Source organism: Anaerotalea alkaliphila (assembly GCF_010179735.1).
Taxonomy (GTDB): Bacteria; Bacillota; Clostridia; order Lachnospirales; family Vallitaleaceae; genus Anaerotalea; species Anaerotalea alkaliphila.
Map to the genome: position 1 here is coordinate 1 of NZ_JAAEEH010000049.1, position 16,806 is coordinate 16,806.

The window sequence follows — 16,806 nt, forward strand, 5'->3', positions numbered from 1 at the left end:
TGTTGCTGGATCATAAGGGCCACCACCTTTTTTTGATACTATGATTATAACAAAAAAAAGCTTGAATTGCAGTCTAATCTGCATTCAAGCTTCTTTTCTAATTATGAGACTTTTTCAGTGGCCTCGACATCGGCTTGCTTTTTTCATGCACCCAGCTTTGCCAGCAGGGCCAGCAGATAATCCCAAGTTCTGGCCGTGGAAGCTATGTCCAGGCGTTCCTCTGGGGAATGCACGCCGGACATGTCGGGTCCCAGGGATATGGCCTCCATGTCCGGCCTTCCTTCCAGGATCACCCCAGGCTCCACGCCCGCATGCAGTGTCTTCACCAGGGGCTTCTTCCCGTACAGTTCCTCATGGACAGCCACAGCCTTGGCCAGCAGGACCCCCTCCATGCGCACGGGCCATTGCGGATAGTCCGCAGTCCTCTCGAGCTTGGCGTCCACCTGGTCGGCAAAGAGCTGGAGCTGCCGGGCGATCCAATATTTCTTTGTCCGGACCGAACTCCGGATGGCGAACAAGAAAAGCATCCTGTCCTGTTCCAGTGCGACCTTTCCAAGATTGAGGGAGCTTTCCACAAAGCCCTCCAACTCCGGGCTCATGCTCTGCACCCCGTTAGGAAGGCATGCCAGCAGGAACAGCACCGTCTCCAAAGAGGCGCCGTCCAGCACTTCCAGTGCCGGTGCGGACGGTTCCAGCACATTCCAACGGATGGCAAGACCTGGTTCTGTCAGCCGGGTCTCTTCCCTGATTTCAGCGGATGCCGCCGTCATGGCCTCTTCAAACCGTTCCCTCTGGGAAGGGGTAAGGAACACCTGCAGGAAGGCTTCCCGGGGGATCACATTGTCCTTCTCCCCCCCCTGCAGGGCAACCAGCTGGAAGTCCAGGGAGTCCCTCAGTTTACATAAGATGGTTCCGGTCAACCTGGCTGCGTTCCCGCGGTTCTTGTGGATTTCCATGCCGGAATGTCCGCCCTGCAGTCCGGTGATGGACACCTCCAGCAGGATTCCGGCATCCGTGGGCACCGGCGTCCGGGAGACCGGCAGCTCCAGCAGGGCCTTCAACCCGCCTGCACAACCCACAACCAGTTCCCCTTCCTCTTCCGAATCCAGGTTCAGGAGGTATTTCCCTTCCAACAGGTTCAGGTCGAATTCCAGGGCGCCGGTCATCCCCACCTCCTCGTCGGTGGTCAGAAGCACCTCCAGGGGCGGATGGACCAGATCCCTGTCGTCCAGGACAGCCAGTCCCATGGCAACGGCAATGCCGTTGTCCGCTCCCAGCGTGGTGCCCTTCGCCCGTAGGAATCCACCGTCCACTTCCATCCGGATGGGATCCTTCGAGAAGTCATGGACGGTCCCCTTGTTCTTCTCGCATACCATGTCCAGATGGCCCTGGAGGACCACGCCTGGCATCCCCTCCAGTCCCGGACTTGCGGGCTTGCGCACCAGGACGTTGTAGCGGCTGTCCTGGTGCACTTCCAGGCCCCGTTCCCGGGCAAAGGAAACGATCCAGTCGCTGAGGGCCTTCTCCTGACCGGATGCCCGGGGGATGTTGTTGATTTCCTTGAAGTACCGGAACACCGTTTCCGGTTGTAGGGATTCGTATAGCATGGGCACCTCCTTCCGGCCGGTCAGTTCTTGAAGCTGTGGATGGGTGCGGGAATCCGGCCGGCCCGGTTCACAAGCCTGCTGCAGTCGAAATTGTTCACCGGCATGATGGGGGCGTATCCCAGGAGACCGCCGAATTCCACCACGTCTCCCACAGCCTTGCCCGCCACAGGGATGATCCGCACGGCTGTCGTCTTCTGGTTGATCATGCCGATGGCCATCTCGTCCGCGATGATGCCGGAGATGGTGCTGGCCTTGGTGTCCCCTGGAATGGCGATCATGTCCAAGCCGACGGAGCAGACACAGGTCATCGCTTCCAGTTTTTCCAATGTCAAGGCACCGGCGGCCACCGCGTTGATCATGCCCTGGTCCTCGCTTACGGGGATGAACGCGCCGCTCAAACCGCCCACATAGGAAGAGGCCATGACGCCACCCTTTTTCACCTGGTCGTTGAGAAGCGCCAATGCCGCCGTGGTTCCCGGGGCTCCGGCATATTCCACGCCGATTTCCGTCAGGATGTCCGCGATGCTGTCGCCGATGGCGGGCGTTGGGGCCAGGGACAGGTCGATGATCCCGAAGGGGACGTCCAGCCTTCTGGAAGCCTCCTGGGCAACCAGTTGGCCCACCCGGGTAATCTTGAAGGCGGTCTTCTTGATGGTCTCGCAAAGTTCCTCAAAATTGCTTTCCCTGCAGTTCTCCAGAGCCTTTTTGACCACCCCGGGACCGCTGACACCCACGTTCACCACCACGTCCGGTTCCCCTACGCCGTGGAAGGAACCTGCCATGAAGGGGTTGTCGTCGGGGGCGTTGCAGAAGACGACAAATTTCGCGCAGCCGATGGAATCCAGATTCCGGGTCCTTTCGGCGGTGTCCAGGAGCAGTTTGCCGATCAGCCGAACGGCGTCCATGTTGATTCCCGTCTTGGTGGAGCCCACGTTGACGGAACTGCAGACCCTTTCGGTGACTGCAAGGGCCTCCGGGATGGAGTTCATGAGGGCCAGGTCACTAGGCGTGGCTCCCTTGTGCACCAGCGCGGAGAATCCGCCGATGAAGTTCACCCCCACCGCCTTTGCCGCACGGTCCAGGGTTCTGGCAACCTCCACATAGTCCGAAGCGCGGGTGGCCGCCGCCGCCAAAGCGATGGGGGTAACGGAAATCCGCTTGTTCACCACGGGGACCCCGTACTCCTTGGAGATGTCCTCCCCTGTCTGCACCAGCTTTTCGGCATAGCGGGTAATCTTCTCGTAAATCCTATCATTGAAGGACTTCATGTCGGCGGCGGCACAATCCAGCAGGCTGATCCCCATGGTGATGGTCCGTACATCCAGGTTTTCATTCAGAATCATGTTGTTCGTTTCGTTCACTTCAAACAGATTGATCATGGCACCACCTATATCCTATGCATGCTGTTGAAAATGTCTTCCAATTGGAGACGTATGGTTACACCGATCTCATCACCGATGGAGGTGAGCCCATCGATGATTTCGCCCACTTCGCTGGAGGAGGAGGACAGGTCCACGACCATCATCATGTTGAAATAGTCATGGACGATGGTCTGGGAAATGTCCATAATGTTGATTTGCTTGTCGGCCAGATAGGAGCATACTTTTGCGATGATGCCCACTTTGTCTTTGCCTACCACGGTAATGATGCCTTTTTTCATTGGGAAACCTCCATTTGATGTTTATAGGGTGATGAGGGGGGAGTTGGCGGCCCGTTCCGCTACGGAAAGACCCACCGGATTTGCTTTCCACCGGTCCAGTTCCATCCGTACAGAAGCGTAAGCCAGCTCCACCAGGTTGTTTTCATGGCTCAAATGTCCCAGGACGATATGGGACAAGGATTCGCTGCAGAGTTCCCGGACCATGTCCGCCGACGCCTCGTTGGACAGATGACCCAAATCGCTTGCGATGCGCAGCTTCAGGAAATAGGGGTATTTCCCCACCTGCAGCATCCGGGGGTCATGGTTCGCCTCCAGATACAGCAGGTTCGATCCCTTCAGATGGGAGAGGATGTAGGGGTTGCAGCACCCCAGGTCCGTAGCCAGCCCGATCTTCTTCCCCCCGGACTGCAGCGTGTAGCCCACGGGTTCCCTGGCGTCATGGGGTATGGAGAATGCGGTGACCTCCATGTCCTTGATCCGGAAGGGCTCGTCCCGGCGGATGACGACCTTTTGGGACGGATCCAGTCTGCCCAGGGAACCCGCCGCCTCCAGTTCCACCCAGGTCCCTTCCGTGGCATAGACCGGCAACCGGTGCCTCCTGGCCAGGACCCCCAACCCCTTCACATGGTCCACATGCTCATGGGTGACCAGGAGTCCGTCCAGGGCGTCCGGCCGTATGCCGTAGGTCTGCAACCCTTCGGCAATCCGCTTTCCGCTGATGCCGGCGTCTATGAGCAGATGGGTGTCCCCGGCTCCCGCATAAACACAATTGCCGCTGCTTCCGCTGGCGATGCTGAATAATTTCATAATTGCTCCTTGTGTGTCCGACTGTTCCGTTCTAGGGCAGCTTCCGAAGCTCCACCCCGGGGAGTCCGTCCAAGGCATGCATAGGGTTCGGACTGATTTCCCCTTGGACAAAACTCTTGTAGATGATTGGATTGTTGATGCTGTAAAGCATGATGGCGGGAACCTCCCGCTGGAAGGAAACGGAGAAGTCCACATAAGCCGCCTTGAAGGCGTCTTCCCCCGCGCTCCTGTCCATCCGGTCCAAAGCGTTGTCCAGGACGGGACTGCTGTAGCCGGTCCTGTTGTAGCGCCCGCCGGTTCCGAACAGGTCCTTGTACTCGGGTCCGTCCGCATACTTCCCTTCCACCAGGGCCAGGTCGTAGCTTCTGGCCTGTAGAGCGGCCGCATGTTCCGCTTCCCCCAGGAAACGGACCAGCAGCGTGTATCCCAATTCCTTGAAATGCGCCTGCAAAGCCAATGCCTCCAGTTCCATCGTCTTGTCTCCGCTTTTGGCCAGGAGGGTGAAGGATTGCCCCTGGGGCACAAGGCTCGTGTCAAAAGGGGGGTCCTCCCTTGCAAGGGACTGCTCCTGCTGTCGGACTTCCCCCAGGGTCCCTTTGAACAGCCACCCCCCTGGAGTCCCCGGATACTCCTGGGGAACCGAATGGTCGAGATAGATGTCCTTTGCCATGTCCTCCCTCGGGATGGAGCGGCTCAAAACCCGCCGGAAGGCGGGATCCGCCAGATACCGGTTGCCCTGGTTGACCAGAAGCATCTTGTACCGGTTGGAGGGATATTCCACCATCTCCTGGCTGGAGTCCTCGGAATAATCGTACCAGACATAGGTCTGGGGAAAGACCAGGTCCACGGCGTTTCCGGAAAAAGCGGTCATTGCCTGTTCCGGGTGGCGGAAAATCCGCACACGGATTTTTTTCAGTTTGGGGCTCCCCGGAAACCAGGCCTCGTTGGCCTCCAGTTCCATGGACTGGTGCCGCTGGAACGATACCATCCGGTAGGGTCCGGTGCCCATGGGAACCATGGGGTTGTAACGGCGGGCGTCGGTCATGTAGCTCCTGGACACGATGGGATAATGCAGGTAGTACAGTCCCAGATAATTGGGTTGGCTGTAGGTGATCCGCACCTGCCGTTCTCCGATGGCGGCATAGGAGGCCACCTTCTCCAGCGCCTTTCCGTAATAGGGATTGGCGGGATTGGAGCGCATCAGTTCATAGGAATAGACCACATCCGAGGCACGCAGGGGGGTTCCGTCATGGAAGGCCACATCCGGACGAAGGTCCAAGGTCAGAATCCGGTAGTCCGCGGAAAAACTGTAGTTCTCCACCAGGTGGGGCACCGGACGCAAGTCCTTGTCCAGCCGGAACAGTCCGTCGTAAAAGAGTTTCATGACCTGGTAAAGGCTGTAGTCCATATGGGAAAAGGGATGCAGGCCGACCGGATTCGTCGCACCCAGGACCAGCGTGTCCGGCTCCATGTTGGCACGGATCTGTTCCAGCTCTTCCAGCCGCTGCTGGTCCTGTATTTCCGTCAGCTCTTCCATGGAAGGCGCTTCCTCCATCTTCGCGGACTCCAACCGGGGGTCCTGGGTCCCGCAGCCCGCAAGCAGCAGGAAGAGTGCCAGGATTGCCATTCGTATCATTCTAATCATCCATTCCATTCCTTTTGAGTTTTTCCAAAGCCATGCCCACTTCCACCTCCAGCTCCTCCCCGGAACGCCCCTGGGAATTGTCGATGACCGCATCCGCATGGGCCAGGTAGAAGGCGTCCGGCGCTTGGCTTTTAAGCATTGCCTCCGCCCGTTCCGGCGGAATCCCCCTGTCTTCCACCAGGCGCTTGCGCCTGGTGGAAGCGTCCGCATGGACGTACCACAGGTTGTCCAGGAGTTCCCCGCACCCCGCTTCCACCAGCAAGGCGCCGTCCACCACAATGGTCATGTGCGGATCCGCCTGGGTCAGGGATTCGATTTCCTTTTGTATGCTTTCCTTGATCCGCGGCAGCATGATACTGTCCAGCGTTTCCTTCTTGTCCCTGTCAAAAAAGACGACGGCGCCCAAAGCGGTGCGGTCGATCCCGCCTTCCCTGTCCAGCACCCCGGGGCCGAAAGCGGAAAGGATCAGGCTCCGCACCTGCGGATCCTGGGCAAGGAGGCGGTGCCCCACCTTGTCCGCTTCGATAAGCGCCACCGGGTAGAAACCCTTCAGGACCCCCGCCACATGGGACTTGCCTGCACCGGGACCTCCAATCAATCCAATCACAGCCATACGCACTCCTTACTTGGAATCATACCAGTTGGCCGCCGTCTGGACATCCACCGTCAAGGGGACTTCCAACGCAGCCGCATGCTCCATTTCCCGCACCAGAAGGGCCTGCACGGCCTCCTTCTCCTCCACCGGGGCCTCCACCAGCAGCTCGTCATGGACCTGCAGAAGCAGTCTGGCCCTGAAGCCCTCCTTCTTCAAACGGTCATGCACATGGATCATGGCGATTTTTATGATGTCCGCAGCACTTCCCTGGATCGGTGCGTTCATGGCGATCCGTTCGCCGAAGGAGCGCTGGATGTGGTTGCTGGAGGCAAGTTCGGGAATGGGCCTGCGGCGTCCGTACATGGTCGTCACGAACCCGTTCTCCTTCGCCTCCTCCACCGCCCTGTCCAGGAAGGACTTCACATGGGGGTATTGGTTGAAATAGCTTTCGATATATTTTTTGGCCTCATAAACGCCGATATCCAGATCCTGGCTCAGGCCGAAATCGCTGATTCCATAGACGATGCCGAAATTCACCGCCTTGGCCTTGCGCCGCAGATCTTTGTCCACCTCCTCGAAGGGGACATGGAAGACCTGGGATGCGGTCATGCTGTGGATGTCCAGACCTTCCCTGAACGCCAGGATGAAATTGGGGTCCTTGGAGAGATGGGCCAACAGGCGCAACTCGATCTGGGAATAGTCCGCATCCACAAACACATGCCCCGGGGCAGGAATGAAAGCCTTCCGGATTTCCCGCCCGATTTCCATGCGTATGGGGATGTTCTGCAGGTTTGGTTCCGTACTGCTGATCCTTCCGGTGGCAGCGATCTGCTGGTTGAACGTGGAATGGATCCGCCCGTCCTCCCGGATGTAGGGGAACAGTCCGTCCGCATAGGTGGATTTCAATTTGGCGAGCTGCCGGTACGTGATGATCTTCCCGGCGATGGGGTGGACGGGCCGCAGCTTCTCCAACACTTCGATGGCTGTGGAATAACCTGTCTTCGTCCTTTTGGCTGTCGGAAGGCCCAAATTTTCGAACAGGACCGTGCCCAGCTGCTTGGGCGAATTGATGTTGAACGGTCCCCCGGCCAAAGCATGGATTTCCGACTCCACCTCCCCAATCATGACCGCCAGGTGTGCGCTGTACGCCTGGAGGACTTCAGCGTCCACCTGGATCCCCTGGGTCTCCATGGATTTCAGCACGGAAACCAGGGGCAGCTCCATGTCATAGTAGAGGGTAAGCCCCTCCACCTCCTCCAGTTTCTTCAAAAGGAGGGGGGAAATGTCCATCAGGACTTCCAGGGAGTTGGCCAGATGGGCCGCCCGGTCCTCTGCGGGCAGGTCCCCATAGGCGATCCGAGACTTCCCTTTCCCCAGCAGACCCTCTTCCGTTCCGTGGGCCTTCTGCAGGAAAGTCTGGGCCATCTCCGCGATGGAATATCCGCTCCTGTTGGGATCGATGATGTAGAAGGCCAACCCCAGGTCCAACACGCTCTTGTTCCCCGCATCCAGCTCCAGGTCGAGACGATGGAGCTGTTCCTTCAATTCAACCGTCCGCTTTTCCACCGCCTGGTTGCACAGCAGGCCCCTGAGCTTTGCGTGGAACGCTTCCCTTTCCGGGTTGCGGACGGCAAGAAGGCGCACTGCATCCCCGTCTCCGCACCACAGGAAGTAATCCTCCTCCGGTTCCCGGATCCAATGGTAGTGAAGGGGACTTCCCGCCCCCTCCAGATCCATGGCATCCAGGCTTTCGCAAACGGTCAGCCTGCGGGACGAAAGGAATGCCCCTTCCTGCATCCGGTTTCCTTCCTGGACCGGAAAGCGGTCCATCAGGGACTTGAACTCCAACCGGGAGAACCATTTGTGGGCTTCCGGCGTGAACAGGGTATCCAGCTTGCAGTCCCCCAAGGCGATGCCCGGATCATGGTCTACGACGATGGCTGCCAGGCGCTTGCTTAGGACCGCCTGTTCATAATGCTCCTGCAGCAGGTTCGCGAACCGTTTGGGCAGCTCCTCCAGGTGGGCGTAGGCGTTTTCGATGCTGTGCCATTGGCGGATGACCTTGACCGCCGTCTTCTCCCCCACCCCAGGGATGCCGGGGATGTTGTCCGAAGGGTCTCCCATCAGGCCTTTCACTTCCACATATTCCGGGGGGGTGACGCCGATCTTTTCCACCACGTCCTCCCAGCGGTAATGTTCCAGTGTGGTTCCCCCGGCTTTTGTCTTTGGGATGCTGACCTTCACCCTGTCCTTGGCCAGCTGGAGCAGGTCCCGGTCACCGGTGAGGATGGTCACTTCCATCCCCTGGCTGTAGAAGCTTTCTGCCAGGGAGCCGATCAGGTCGTCCGCCTCCAGCCCCTCCTGTTCGCAGATGGACACGTCCATTGCACCCAGGACCTCCTTGACCAGAGGCATCTGCTCCCGCAGTTCCTCCGGCATGCCTTTCCGTGTCCCCTTGTAGTCCGCAAACAGTTCGTGGCGGAACGTGGGTCCCTTCAAATCAAAGGAGACAACCAGATGGGTGGCGGCCTCCTCTTCCATGGTTTTCAACAATATGTTCAAAAAGCCGTATACAGCGTTGGTATAGCGGCCCTCGGCGTTTGTCAGAAGGGGAAGGCCGTAGAAGGCGCGGTTCATGATGCTGTTCCCGTCAATCAGTAGCAGTTTGTCCATAGCAACCTCTCTCCCTTGAAAAAGCCCCGGGAGCTTGCACGCCCAAAACGGGCACTCCGGGGCAACCTTGTGGAAACATTATAGCAAAAGTCCTGGAACTAGACAAGCGGAAATCAGCGGCTCCCCTGTCGGCGTTCCAGGAAGAAGTCCGCCAACAGGATCCAGGCGGTGGACAGCAGGACCACGACAAGGACAGCGTTCCTGTCCTTGGAAGGAGCGGCCGGAGCCACGTCCCTGGCACCCCCGGCGGCATCCTCCGCCTTCATGGCAACCTCCGGAACCGCTCCCTCCGGCGTTTCCGCGGACTCCATGACCGCCATGGAGCTGTCGACGGCGTCCAGGGCGGCGCCTTCCTGGAATGCGGATTCGGAAGTCCCTGTGGCCGGGGAAGGACCCGGTTGCAGGAAGCTTCCAAGGAGGGCGACCAGGAGCAGCATGGCTGCTGCCGCGCCATAGATTCCCGGATGGATCCTGCGGAACCAGGAAACCTTGGGAATGGGCGACTGGAGGGCATGGACCTTTTCCATCAGGGTGTTGTGGAAGCCTTCGGGCAACTCCTGTTCCAGGCTGCCAAGGCTCTGGAGGGTGGACAGCAGTTCCTTGTCCAGGGCCAAGATTTCCCTGCAGTTGTCGCATGTGGCCAGATGGTGGTCAACAAGGGCTGTCTCTTCCTTTGTGCATTCCCCTTCCCCATACAAGAAAAGCAGGTCTTCAATCTCTTTGCATTTCATGGCGCTCCCTCCTTTCCTTTATGGGACGATCTGGCCGGCGGTTTGTTCCCTGTTTTCTAGAAGTATCCGCTTCAGGGATTCCCTTGCCCTGGAGATCCGGGACTTCACGGTCCCTTCGGAGCATTCCAGGATGTCCGCGATCTCCTTGTACCCCAGACCCTGCAGGTCCCGGAGGACGATGACCATCCGATGGTCCGGCGACAGGGCTTCGATGGCGCGGTGGACCTCCAGGATGGTTTCCTTCCGGACCAGCGCCTCTTCCGGCGTATCCCCCTTGGAGGCGACCAACCGGTGCAGGCCGTCCGGCCTTTCCTCCATGGTCTGGTCCAGGGAACATTCCCTTTCCCGCTTCCGCTTCTGCTTCCGGTAGAGGTCGATGCAGGTGTTGGCGGCCACCCGGTACAGCCAGGTGGAAAAGGAGGATTCGAATTTGAACCCCGGCAGGTTGCGGTAGGCCTTCAGAAGGATCTCCTGGGCCGCATCCCAGGCATCCGCTTCCTGGTGGAACATGCGCAGCGCCATGTTGTAGACCTTCCTCTCATAGGGACGGATCAGCGCCTCGAATGCCCTGGCATCTCCCTGGGTCGCTTTCCTGATGTACATGGTTTCCAGATCGTTCACATGGCCCACCCCTTCCTTGGAATTGCCGGGTATCGGAAAATATTGCAAAAAGGGTATTGCATTCTCAAAATGGATATGGTATTATGTGAAAGTCCTAAGGGACATGAGCGGATGTGGCGGAACTGGCAGACGCAACAGACTCAAAATCTGTCGATGGTGACATCGTGGGGGTTCGATTCCCTTCATCCGCATTGCCAGAAAGACCAAGGATTTCCGAGTGCTTCGGAAGTCCTTTTTTCATTCCTTTATTTCATTCTAGCGCATTTCACTTGATTTGTCTCCCGTTTTTTGCAAGTTGCTAATCCCGCATGCAACCGGACATGATGCAGAAGCCAGAGGCTCCCGCCAGCCGGACGCTGCTGTAATTCTTTTCCGTGACACCGCCGATGGCATATACGGGGATTTCCACAGCGGCGCAGACGGATTTGAGGAAATCAAGTCCTCTTGGTTCCAGGTCCCTTTTGCAGTCGGTCGCAAAAACATGGCCCGCAATCAGATAGGCGGCACCTGCGCTTTCGGCCGCGATTGCCTCCTCCACCGTGAGGACGGATACCCCTACGGCCTCAAAAGAGGCCAGGGCATCCGGATTTTCTTGAAACGACGCATAGGGCATGTGGATCCTGCACACTCCCAGCCTTTTTGCCACCTGGAACTTCGTGTGCACAATCAGCGGCACCCCATAGTGCGACGCTATTTCCAGGCAACGCTTTGCCATCTCTTCATAGGCGTCATCCTGCAGGTCCTTCTCCCTTAAAATGATTGCCCAGGGACCCGACCGTGCAATCCTCTCAACGCGCGAGAAAAAATCCCCTTGGCACAGATGCCGGTTGGTGACGCATATCCTCATCGTCTACACCCGGATGTGGTCCGCGTAAACCGGCTGCATCCCTTTCTCCCGGATTGCCTGATGCACTTCGGCAACACTTCTGGAATCGGAAATCTCAAACTGGTCGTCCCCTTTCTGCTCATCCCCGTGCCCCCCCACGCCGACCTTCACACCAGCCGACATTTTTGTGGCGCACAAGCCGACAACGTTGTCCCGGAAGACGGACCGCTCCCTGGTGGATATGGTAAGCCCCGCAAAGGGCAGGAACAGGCGATAGGCCAGCATCACTTGGAAGAGTTGCGTTTCCCCCACCTGCAGTCGCTCCGTTTGCCTCCCTTGGTTCACGAAGGGGCGGAGCCTGGGGAACGAGAAGGACAATTCCACATGGGGATGTCGCTGCTGCACAAAATGACCGTGGATTCCCGCCGCATAGGCATCCTTCCTGAAGTCGTCCAATCCCAGCAGGGCGCCGAAGGCCACTCCCCGCATGCCTCCTTGCAAGGCCCGCTCCTGGGCATCGAAACGGTAGGTGAAATCACGTTTTTTCCCTTTCAAATGCACCTGCCGGTAGCGCTCCCTGTCATAGGTTTCCTGGTAGACGGAAACGAAATCGGCGCCGCAGGCATGCAGGAATGCGTACTCGTCCGTGTCCAGCGGATATATTTCAATCCCCACCGTAGGGAAGATCCGCGCCGCCGTTTTCACCGCCTTGCCGATGTAGTCCACATCCGACATGCTCCTCGATTCGCCTGTAAGGAGGAGGATTTCACTCAATCCGGTGGCGGAGATCTTTCCCATTTCCTTTTCCATATCAATTTCAGAGAGTTTTCCCCGTCTGATTTCGTTCCTGCAGTTGAAGCCGCAGTACACGCAGAGGTTGTCGCAATGGTTGGACAGGTAAAGCGGCGTGAGCAATTGGACCGCATTGCCGAAATGCCTGCTTGTTTCTGCCATCGCCTTTCTCGCCATCACCTCCAAAAAGGGTTCGGCGGCGGGAGAGGGCAGGATGCCGAAATCCTGGGGCGTCAGGTGGTCCTTGGCCAGCACGCGGAGGACGTCCTTTGCCGTATATGCCCCATGGTCGTAGCGGTCCCGAAGTTCCAGGACATATTCCATCACCGCATGCTGCATGGTTCGAAATCCTCCAGAAATCCAGTGAGCGGGCTTGAGGCGTCCGCCTCCTTTCCCAGTACGCGTCCCAATCCGGCCAAATGCGCCTCGCGTCCTGCTTCGACCGCCAGCTTGAACGCTTTGGCCATACGCTCCACATTGTTCGAGGTGGCGACCGCCGTGTTGGCCATCACCGCGGCACAGCCCATTTCCATGGCCTCGCATGCCTGGGAGGGCCTGCCGATGCCCGCATCCACAATCACCGGCAGGGAGATTTCGGAAACCAGGATTTTGATGAAATGTCAAATACAATCCGGCATTTCCCTGAACTTCTGGTATCCCGCCTTACGCAGCTTGCACGCCGGACAGTCTCCGCAGCCATCGCCTATGGTTCCGTTGTAGCAGGTCAAGGTCTCTTCCTTTACGACTTCAAGCACCCCCAGGTCATGGGCCATCTTCCAGATTCCTGCCTTGTCCACCCACATCAGCGGCGTAAGGATTTCGAATTCGTAGTCCATCGCCAGGTTCAATGTGACATTCAGGGACTTCATGAACACGTCCCTGCAGTCAGGATACCCGCTGAAATCGCTTTGGGAAACTCCTGTTATGATCGTGACGCATCCTCTCTGCTTCGCGAACACCGCGACAAGGGATAGGAACAGCAGATTCCTTCCATCCACGAAGGAGTTCGGAAGTCCCTGCTCCGGCTTGTCCCTGTCCACGGGGATGTCCGCCCTGGTGAGCGCGTTGGGCGCAAGCTGGTTCAACAGATGCAAGTCCAATATGTGATGCTCCACCCTGTTCTTCCTACAGAGCGCCTTCGCGCACTCCAGTTCCAGCCTGTGCTTCTGGTTGTAGTCGAAAGAGACCGCGACCACCTCCTTATACCTTGCAAGGGCCCAGAACAGGCAGGTGGTGCTGTCCTGCCCGCCGCTGAATACTACAATTGCCTTATCCCTATCCATTTCATACTCCTCTCCGGCTTGGTTCCCATATGATTTTATGCAGCTGCAGCTGCAGGTTCACTCCATTCATCCCCTTGTCCTTCATGAAGGCGACCATGCTTTCCAGGCCGATTTCACCATACACCGGACTCAGGTGCACATTGGTCCTGCCGACCAGGCCGTATTCCCTGATGACCTGCACGGCCCTTTCCAGGTCCCCGCTGTTCCCTGCGACGAATTTGACCGTGTCCTTCCCTTGCAGGAATTTGAAATTCTCCACCAGCATCCTGTGCTCCATACCGCTGGAAGGAAGCTTGTAGTCCATGGTGAAGCTCGGTCCGTTCTCCCCGGTGGAAAACCGGTCCAGCGGCACGCTGCCGTTGGTCTCGATTTCCACATGCAGCTCCCTGTCCCTGGACAGGAGCACCAGAAGCCCGTCGATTCCATCTTGCAGAAGCGGTTCCCCCCCTGTCAGGGTAATGTTTCTGATTCCAATGGATTTGCAATGTTGATGGATTTCATCAGGCTCCATATGTGCACAGGGGACATCCCCATCGTTTGCCCAAGCCGTGTCGCAGTAGCTGCACTTCAAGTTGCATCCCGCGAAACGTATGAATGTGGCAAGCTGCCCGCAAAGGGGCCCTTCTCCGTTGACACTCGTAAACTTCTCGACCACCTTCACTTCAAATCCCCCCGACTTCTTCGTATGCGGCACTGTTGGTGGGCGTTTCATAGACTGTAGCCCTCTTCACGTCATATCCTCGGTCCCTCATCCTCCGGTAGAAGAATGCCGCGAAATTTTCCGCGGTCGGCCTGAAACCGACTTCCAGGATGCGGAACCCCTCCCCCTTCAGGCAGGACACGGTCTCCTTGCGCATGGTTCCCTGCTGGACGATCAAGGCGTGGTCATAGTGGTCCACCATCTCCTTCATGTCCCTCTTCAAGCTTCCAAAGTCCACCACCATGCCGTCAAGTTGTCCGTCTTCCAGCAATTCCCTTGCCTGCACCTCCACCTCGACCCTCCACCGGTGGCCGTGGATGTTCTTGCATTTCCCTTCATACTGCGCCAGGAAATGCGCGCTGTCGAAACTGTGCTCCGATTTCAATGTATACATCCTATCTTCTCCCCTCCAGAACCTTCTCCGCGTAAACGCAGCAACCGATCGCTCCGTTGAATTGCGGATCCTCCACGGATACGATTTCCGGATAGTCGTTGGACAGATATTTTCTGATTGCAGGGTTCTTGGCGACTCCGCCTGCCATCACAAGACTGTTCCCCCGAAAATTGCACAACAACGGCCGCAGCCTTTTGTACAGGGAATGGTTGACACCGGCGCACAGGCGCTCCATGGCCACCCCTTCCGCGATTTTCCCGATCAGCTCCGATTCCGAAAAGACCGCGCAGGTTGAATTCAAGTCCACCGGACGCTCCCAATGCCTGCTCATTTCCCGCACCGGAATCTCAAGCACGTTCGCCATGTTCTCCAGATACCTTCCGCAGGATGCGGCACATTTTTCATTCAGGTCCAGGTCGGTGGAAACGCCTTTCTCCACCTTGACGATCTTGACGTCCTGTCCTCCGATGTCCAGAAGGATGAAATCCTTCAATCCTGTCTGGTGGATCGCACCGTACACATGGGCCTTGATCTCATTGATTGGCGTGAAGGATTTCAAGTCCGAATTGTTTTTCCCATATCCTGTGGAAACCGCCCGGTCGATCCGTCCAAGGTCCAGTTTCTCCAAATCGACGCTCACTTTTCCGTCAAAACCGCAATAGTCCCGGTAGAACCGCATGGTGCCGACCTTTTTCCGCTCCAGGAGGGCGCCGTCCTCCATCAGGACGATTTTCACTTCCCTGCTCCCAAGGTCTATTCCCAAGAACCGCATGTCCCATCCCCCTTCCGCAGATCCCCCAGCATGTCCAGAAAGGCTTCCAGACGAAGCTTTGTCCGCGCATCCAGTGTGTTTGCCCTGTCTCCTTCGATGTTGAGGATGGGGATGTCCAGATGCTTTTTCAGAAGGATGTCTTCAATGGACCGGTAGCAAAAGGACTGGGTATAGTGGATGATGCCGTCCAAGCACCTTTCCTTGATTTGCTTCCTCAATTCCAGAATCCTGTTTCCGTTGTCGTATGGATAGGTATAGTCGTGGTATTGCTGGAATATGTTTTTTGCTCCTATCCCTCTTGGAAAGGCGAATTCCCTTTGCACCTCATTGTAGACGACGTGTGCGTCGTGCTTTTCGACAAATCCGTACAAATCCCCTGTCATCGGCGGAACTCCCGCATATCCCAGCCGGATGCCCTTTTCCATGGGTTTCCGCCTCCCGATTTCTTCGAGGACCTTCTGCAGTTCTGCCTCACAGGAATCCACATCTCCGTTGAAATCGCTCAAACCCACCTGGTACAAATGGTTCTCGAATCCGGTGGCCTTGCCTTCCCGGCAAGTCATTTCATCCAGCTTCCTTGCCAGCCTTCTGACGGAATTGAGCCTTTTTCTGACAGCCTCCACACTTTCCAACGTCACACCGAAACGGTCCATCATGCTCCTGATTTCCTGTTCCACCTCCTCCAGTCTGTGGCTGTGCGGAAACGAAAACGCATGGACCCGGATGCCTTTGGATTGGAGCACTTCCATCAGTGCCTTCGTATTGGAACAGTCCCCCTCCACCACACCGACCATTTCCCGTATGCCGTATTCCAGGCACGCCCCATAGATTCCCTTGATCCATGCGCAGACGCTTTTGGGAAACCCATCCCTTTCGGCGGCGTCGATGTGTTTCATGTGGTCTTCTGCTGTTATGAAGAGGTTGTTCATGTCCACAGGCGTATAGCCGGCCGCCAGGAGCACCTCCACCGGTACGGTTGTCGTCAAACCTATTCTTTTCATTCTTTCTCCCGCATTCTTGGACGAACATTTTCGGACAATAAAAAATGGGCATGAAATGCCCATAAACAAATAAAACTATCTTCTGCGATAATTTCGTCCTAGTTTTGTTTATAGACAGGATGGTTTCGAACTGTCTCTATTCAATTGTTGTCTGCCCATCGAATGATTATACTACAGACTACCGGCAATATGCAAGAAGAAAAGAGCGCCCCTCAGGGCGCTCCTTAAAATCAGGTCAAAGTTCAATATCGAAGTATTCCACGGCGTTGTTGTAGCAGATGTCCCTGACCACGCTCCCCAGGAATTCCATGTCCCCCGGGTACTCGCCATTCTCCACCCATTCCCCGATGAGGTTGCAGAGGATCCTCCGGAAGTATTCGTGCCGGGTGTAGGAAAGGAAGCTTCTGGAGTCCGTCAGCATGCCGACGAAACGGCTGATGAGTCCCAGGCTCGCCAGGGCCTTCATCTGGTCCCGCATCCCCTCCTTCTGGTCGCAGAACCACCATCCGGAGCCGAACTGGATCTTCCCGGGAATCCCTCCTCCCTGGAAGTTCCCCAGCATGGTGCCGATTACGTAGTTGTCCTTGGGGTTCAGGACATACAGGATGGTCTTGGGCAGGGCGTCCTGTGCGTCCAGGTCTCCCAGGAACCGGGAGAGCGGCGCCGCGACGTTCTCGTCGTGGATGGAATCGAAACCCG

At 57.2% G+C, this 16,806-nt stretch carries 17 protein-coding genes, 1 tRNA gene and 1 pseudogene; 1 reads left to right on the plus strand and 18 read right to left on the minus strand.

Annotation, left to right across the window (positions count from 1 at the left end; genetic code table 11):
* Nucleotides 1-143 precede the first annotated feature (143 nt).
* From GXN74_RS12860 to GXN74_RS12900, 9 genes are all read right to left on the minus strand, one after another.
* Nucleotides 144-1,607 carry an aminoacyl-histidine dipeptidase gene (locus GXN74_RS12860; RefSeq protein WP_162371346.1) on the minus strand — a complete coding sequence of 488 codons (1,464 nt, stop codon included), beginning with the start codon at nucleotides 1,605-1,607 and terminating at the stop codon, nucleotides 144-146.
* A 20-nt stretch (nucleotides 1,608-1,627) separates the two neighbouring features.
* The gene (locus GXN74_RS12865; RefSeq protein WP_162371347.1) at nucleotides 1,628-2,986 is read right to left on the minus strand and encodes a PFL family protein; all 1,359 of its coding nucleotides are present in this window, start codon (nucleotides 2,984-2,986) and stop codon (nucleotides 1,628-1,630) included.
* A gap of 8 nt (nucleotides 2,987-2,994) precedes the next feature.
* Nucleotides 2,995-3,267 carry an ACT domain-containing protein gene (locus tag GXN74_RS12870; protein ID WP_162371348.1) on the minus strand — a complete coding sequence of 91 codons (273 nt, stop codon included), beginning with the start codon at nucleotides 3,265-3,267 and terminating at the stop codon, nucleotides 2,995-2,997.
* A 21-nt stretch (nucleotides 3,268-3,288) separates the two neighbouring features.
* Nucleotides 3,289-4,074, minus strand: a complete 786-nt coding sequence (locus GXN74_RS12875; RefSeq protein ID WP_162371349.1) for an MBL fold metallo-hydrolase — start codon at nucleotides 4,072-4,074, stop codon at nucleotides 3,289-3,291.
* A 31-nt stretch (nucleotides 4,075-4,105) separates the two neighbouring features.
* Nucleotides 4,106-5,710: an ABC transporter substrate-binding protein gene (locus tag GXN74_RS12880; RefSeq protein WP_162371350.1), complete on the minus strand. Its 1,605-nt coding sequence runs from the start codon at nucleotides 5,708-5,710 to the stop codon at nucleotides 4,106-4,108.
* Between the two features lies 1 nt (nucleotide 5,711).
* On the minus strand, nucleotides 5,712-6,332 hold the full coding sequence (gene coaE, locus GXN74_RS12885; RefSeq protein WP_162371351.1) for a dephospho-CoA kinase: 621 nt from the start codon (nucleotides 6,330-6,332) through the stop codon (nucleotides 5,712-5,714).
* A gap of 9 nt (nucleotides 6,333-6,341) precedes the next feature.
* Nucleotides 6,342-8,987 (minus strand): DNA polymerase I, encoded by a 2,646-nt coding sequence (gene polA, locus GXN74_RS12890; protein WP_162371352.1) that lies wholly within the window; start codon nucleotides 8,985-8,987, stop codon nucleotides 6,342-6,344.
* Nucleotides 8,988-9,100: 113 nt separating this feature from the next.
* Entirely contained in the window at nucleotides 9,101-9,718 is a 618-nt protein-coding gene (locus GXN74_RS12895; protein WP_162371353.1) for an anti-sigma factor family protein, read from the minus strand.
* A gap of 18 nt (nucleotides 9,719-9,736) precedes the next feature.
* Nucleotides 9,737-10,339: a sigma-70 family RNA polymerase sigma factor gene (locus tag GXN74_RS12900; protein WP_162371354.1), complete on the minus strand. Its 603-nt coding sequence runs from the start codon at nucleotides 10,337-10,339 to the stop codon at nucleotides 9,737-9,739.
* 107 nt (nucleotides 10,340-10,446) lie between these two features.
* Here GXN74_RS12900 and GXN74_RS12905 point away from each other — a divergent pair.
* Nucleotides 10,447-10,530 (plus strand) — tRNA-Leu (locus tag GXN74_RS12905).
* A gap of 107 nt (nucleotides 10,531-10,637) precedes the next feature.
* Here the strand turns inward: GXN74_RS12905 and GXN74_RS12910 are convergent.
* The 9 genes and pseudogenes from GXN74_RS12910 to GXN74_RS12950 form a co-directional block, all read right to left on the minus strand.
* On the minus strand, nucleotides 10,638-11,186 hold the full coding sequence (locus GXN74_RS12910; protein ID WP_162371355.1) for a thiamine phosphate synthase: 549 nt from the start codon (nucleotides 11,184-11,186) through the stop codon (nucleotides 10,638-10,640).
* 3 nt (nucleotides 11,187-11,189) lie between these two features.
* Nucleotides 11,190-12,296 (minus strand): 2-iminoacetate synthase ThiH, encoded by a 1,107-nt coding sequence (gene thiH, locus GXN74_RS12915; RefSeq protein WP_162371356.1) that lies wholly within the window; start codon nucleotides 12,294-12,296, stop codon nucleotides 11,190-11,192.
* Nucleotides 12,281-12,574 (minus strand): annotated as a pseudogene (locus tag GXN74_RS12920) (thiazole synthase); the annotation flags it as partial. The pseudogene GXN74_RS12920 and the gene thiH, both read right to left, overlap by 16 nt.
* Nucleotides 12,575-12,577: 3 nt before the next feature.
* Nucleotides 12,578-13,240 carry a 7-cyano-7-deazaguanine synthase QueC gene (queC, locus tag GXN74_RS12925; protein WP_162371357.1) on the minus strand — a complete coding sequence of 221 codons (663 nt, stop codon included), beginning with the start codon at nucleotides 13,238-13,240 and terminating at the stop codon, nucleotides 12,578-12,580.
* Nucleotide 13,241: 1 nt separating this feature from the next.
* Nucleotides 13,242-13,952, minus strand: coding sequence for a putative 7-carboxy-7-deazaguanine synthase QueE (queE, locus tag GXN74_RS12930; protein WP_162371358.1), 711 nt, complete (start codon nucleotides 13,950-13,952; stop codon nucleotides 13,242-13,244).
* Nucleotides 13,903-14,334, minus strand: coding sequence for a 6-carboxytetrahydropterin synthase QueD (gene queD / locus GXN74_RS12935; protein ID WP_162371359.1), 432 nt, complete (start codon nucleotides 14,332-14,334; stop codon nucleotides 13,903-13,905). Before queD ends, queE begins: the two co-directional genes overlap by 50 nt.
* A 1-nt stretch (nucleotide 14,335) precedes the next feature.
* Nucleotides 14,336-15,106 carry an acyl-CoA dehydratase activase gene (locus tag GXN74_RS12940; RefSeq protein ID WP_162371360.1) on the minus strand — a complete coding sequence of 257 codons (771 nt, stop codon included), beginning with the start codon at nucleotides 15,104-15,106 and terminating at the stop codon, nucleotides 14,336-14,338.
* Nucleotides 15,088-16,107, minus strand: a complete 1,020-nt coding sequence (locus GXN74_RS12945) for a 2-hydroxyacyl-CoA dehydratase family protein (protein ID WP_162371361.1) — start codon at nucleotides 16,105-16,107, stop codon at nucleotides 15,088-15,090. Before GXN74_RS12945 ends, GXN74_RS12940 begins: the two co-directional genes overlap by 19 nt.
* 235 nt (nucleotides 16,108-16,342) lie before the next feature.
* On the minus strand, nucleotides 16,343-16,806 hold a 464-nt coding region (locus GXN74_RS12950), incomplete at its 5' end, for a glucuronate isomerase (protein WP_162371362.1).

Excerpts from the sequence above, each read along its gene's own strand:
- GXN74_RS12860 (WP_162371346.1), bottom strand. The coding sequence starts at position 1,607 with ATGCTATACGAATCCCTACAACCGGAAACGGTGTTCCGGTACTTCAAG.
- GXN74_RS12865 (WP_162371347.1), bottom strand. The coding sequence starts at position 2,986 with ATGATCAATCTGTTTGAAGTGAACGAAACGAACAACATGATTCTGAAT.
- GXN74_RS12870 (WP_162371348.1), bottom strand. The coding sequence starts at position 3,267 with ATGAAAAAAGGCATCATTACCGTGGTAGGCAAAGACAAAGTGGGCATC.
- GXN74_RS12875 (WP_162371349.1), bottom strand. The coding sequence starts at position 4,074 with ATGAAATTATTCAGCATCGCCAGCGGAAGCAGCGGCAATTGTGTTTAT.
- GXN74_RS12880 (WP_162371350.1), bottom strand. The coding sequence starts at position 5,710 with ATGATACGAATGGCAATCCTGGCACTCTTCCTGCTGCTTGCGGGCTGC.
- coaE (WP_162371351.1), bottom strand. The coding sequence starts at position 6,332 with ATGGCTGTGATTGGATTGATTGGAGGTCCCGGTGCAGGCAAGTCCCAT.
- polA (WP_162371352.1), bottom strand. The coding sequence starts at position 8,987 with ATGGACAAACTGCTACTGATTGACGGGAACAGCATCATGAACCGCGCC.
- GXN74_RS12895 (WP_162371353.1), bottom strand. The coding sequence starts at position 9,718 with ATGAAATGCAAAGAGATTGAAGACCTGCTTTTCTTGTATGGGGAAGGG.
- GXN74_RS12910 (WP_162371355.1), bottom strand. The coding sequence starts at position 11,186 with ATGAGGATATGCGTCACCAACCGGCATCTGTGCCAAGGGGATTTTTTC.
- thiH (WP_162371356.1), bottom strand. The coding sequence starts at position 12,296 with ATGCAGCATGCGGTGATGGAATATGTCCTGGAACTTCGGGACCGCTAC.
- queC (WP_162371357.1), bottom strand. The coding sequence starts at position 13,240 with ATGGATAGGGATAAGGCAATTGTAGTATTCAGCGGCGGGCAGGACAGC.
- queE (WP_162371358.1), bottom strand. The coding sequence starts at position 13,952 with ATGAAACGCCCACCAACAGTGCCGCATACGAAGAAGTCGGGGGGATTT.
- queD (WP_162371359.1), bottom strand. The coding sequence starts at position 14,334 with ATGTATACATTGAAATCGGAGCACAGTTTCGACAGCGCGCATTTCCTG.
- GXN74_RS12940 (WP_162371360.1), bottom strand. The coding sequence starts at position 15,106 with ATGCGGTTCTTGGGAATAGACCTTGGGAGCAGGGAAGTGAAAATCGTC.
- GXN74_RS12945 (WP_162371361.1), bottom strand. The coding sequence starts at position 16,107 with ATGAAAAGAATAGGTTTGACGACAACCGTACCGGTGGAGGTGCTCCTG.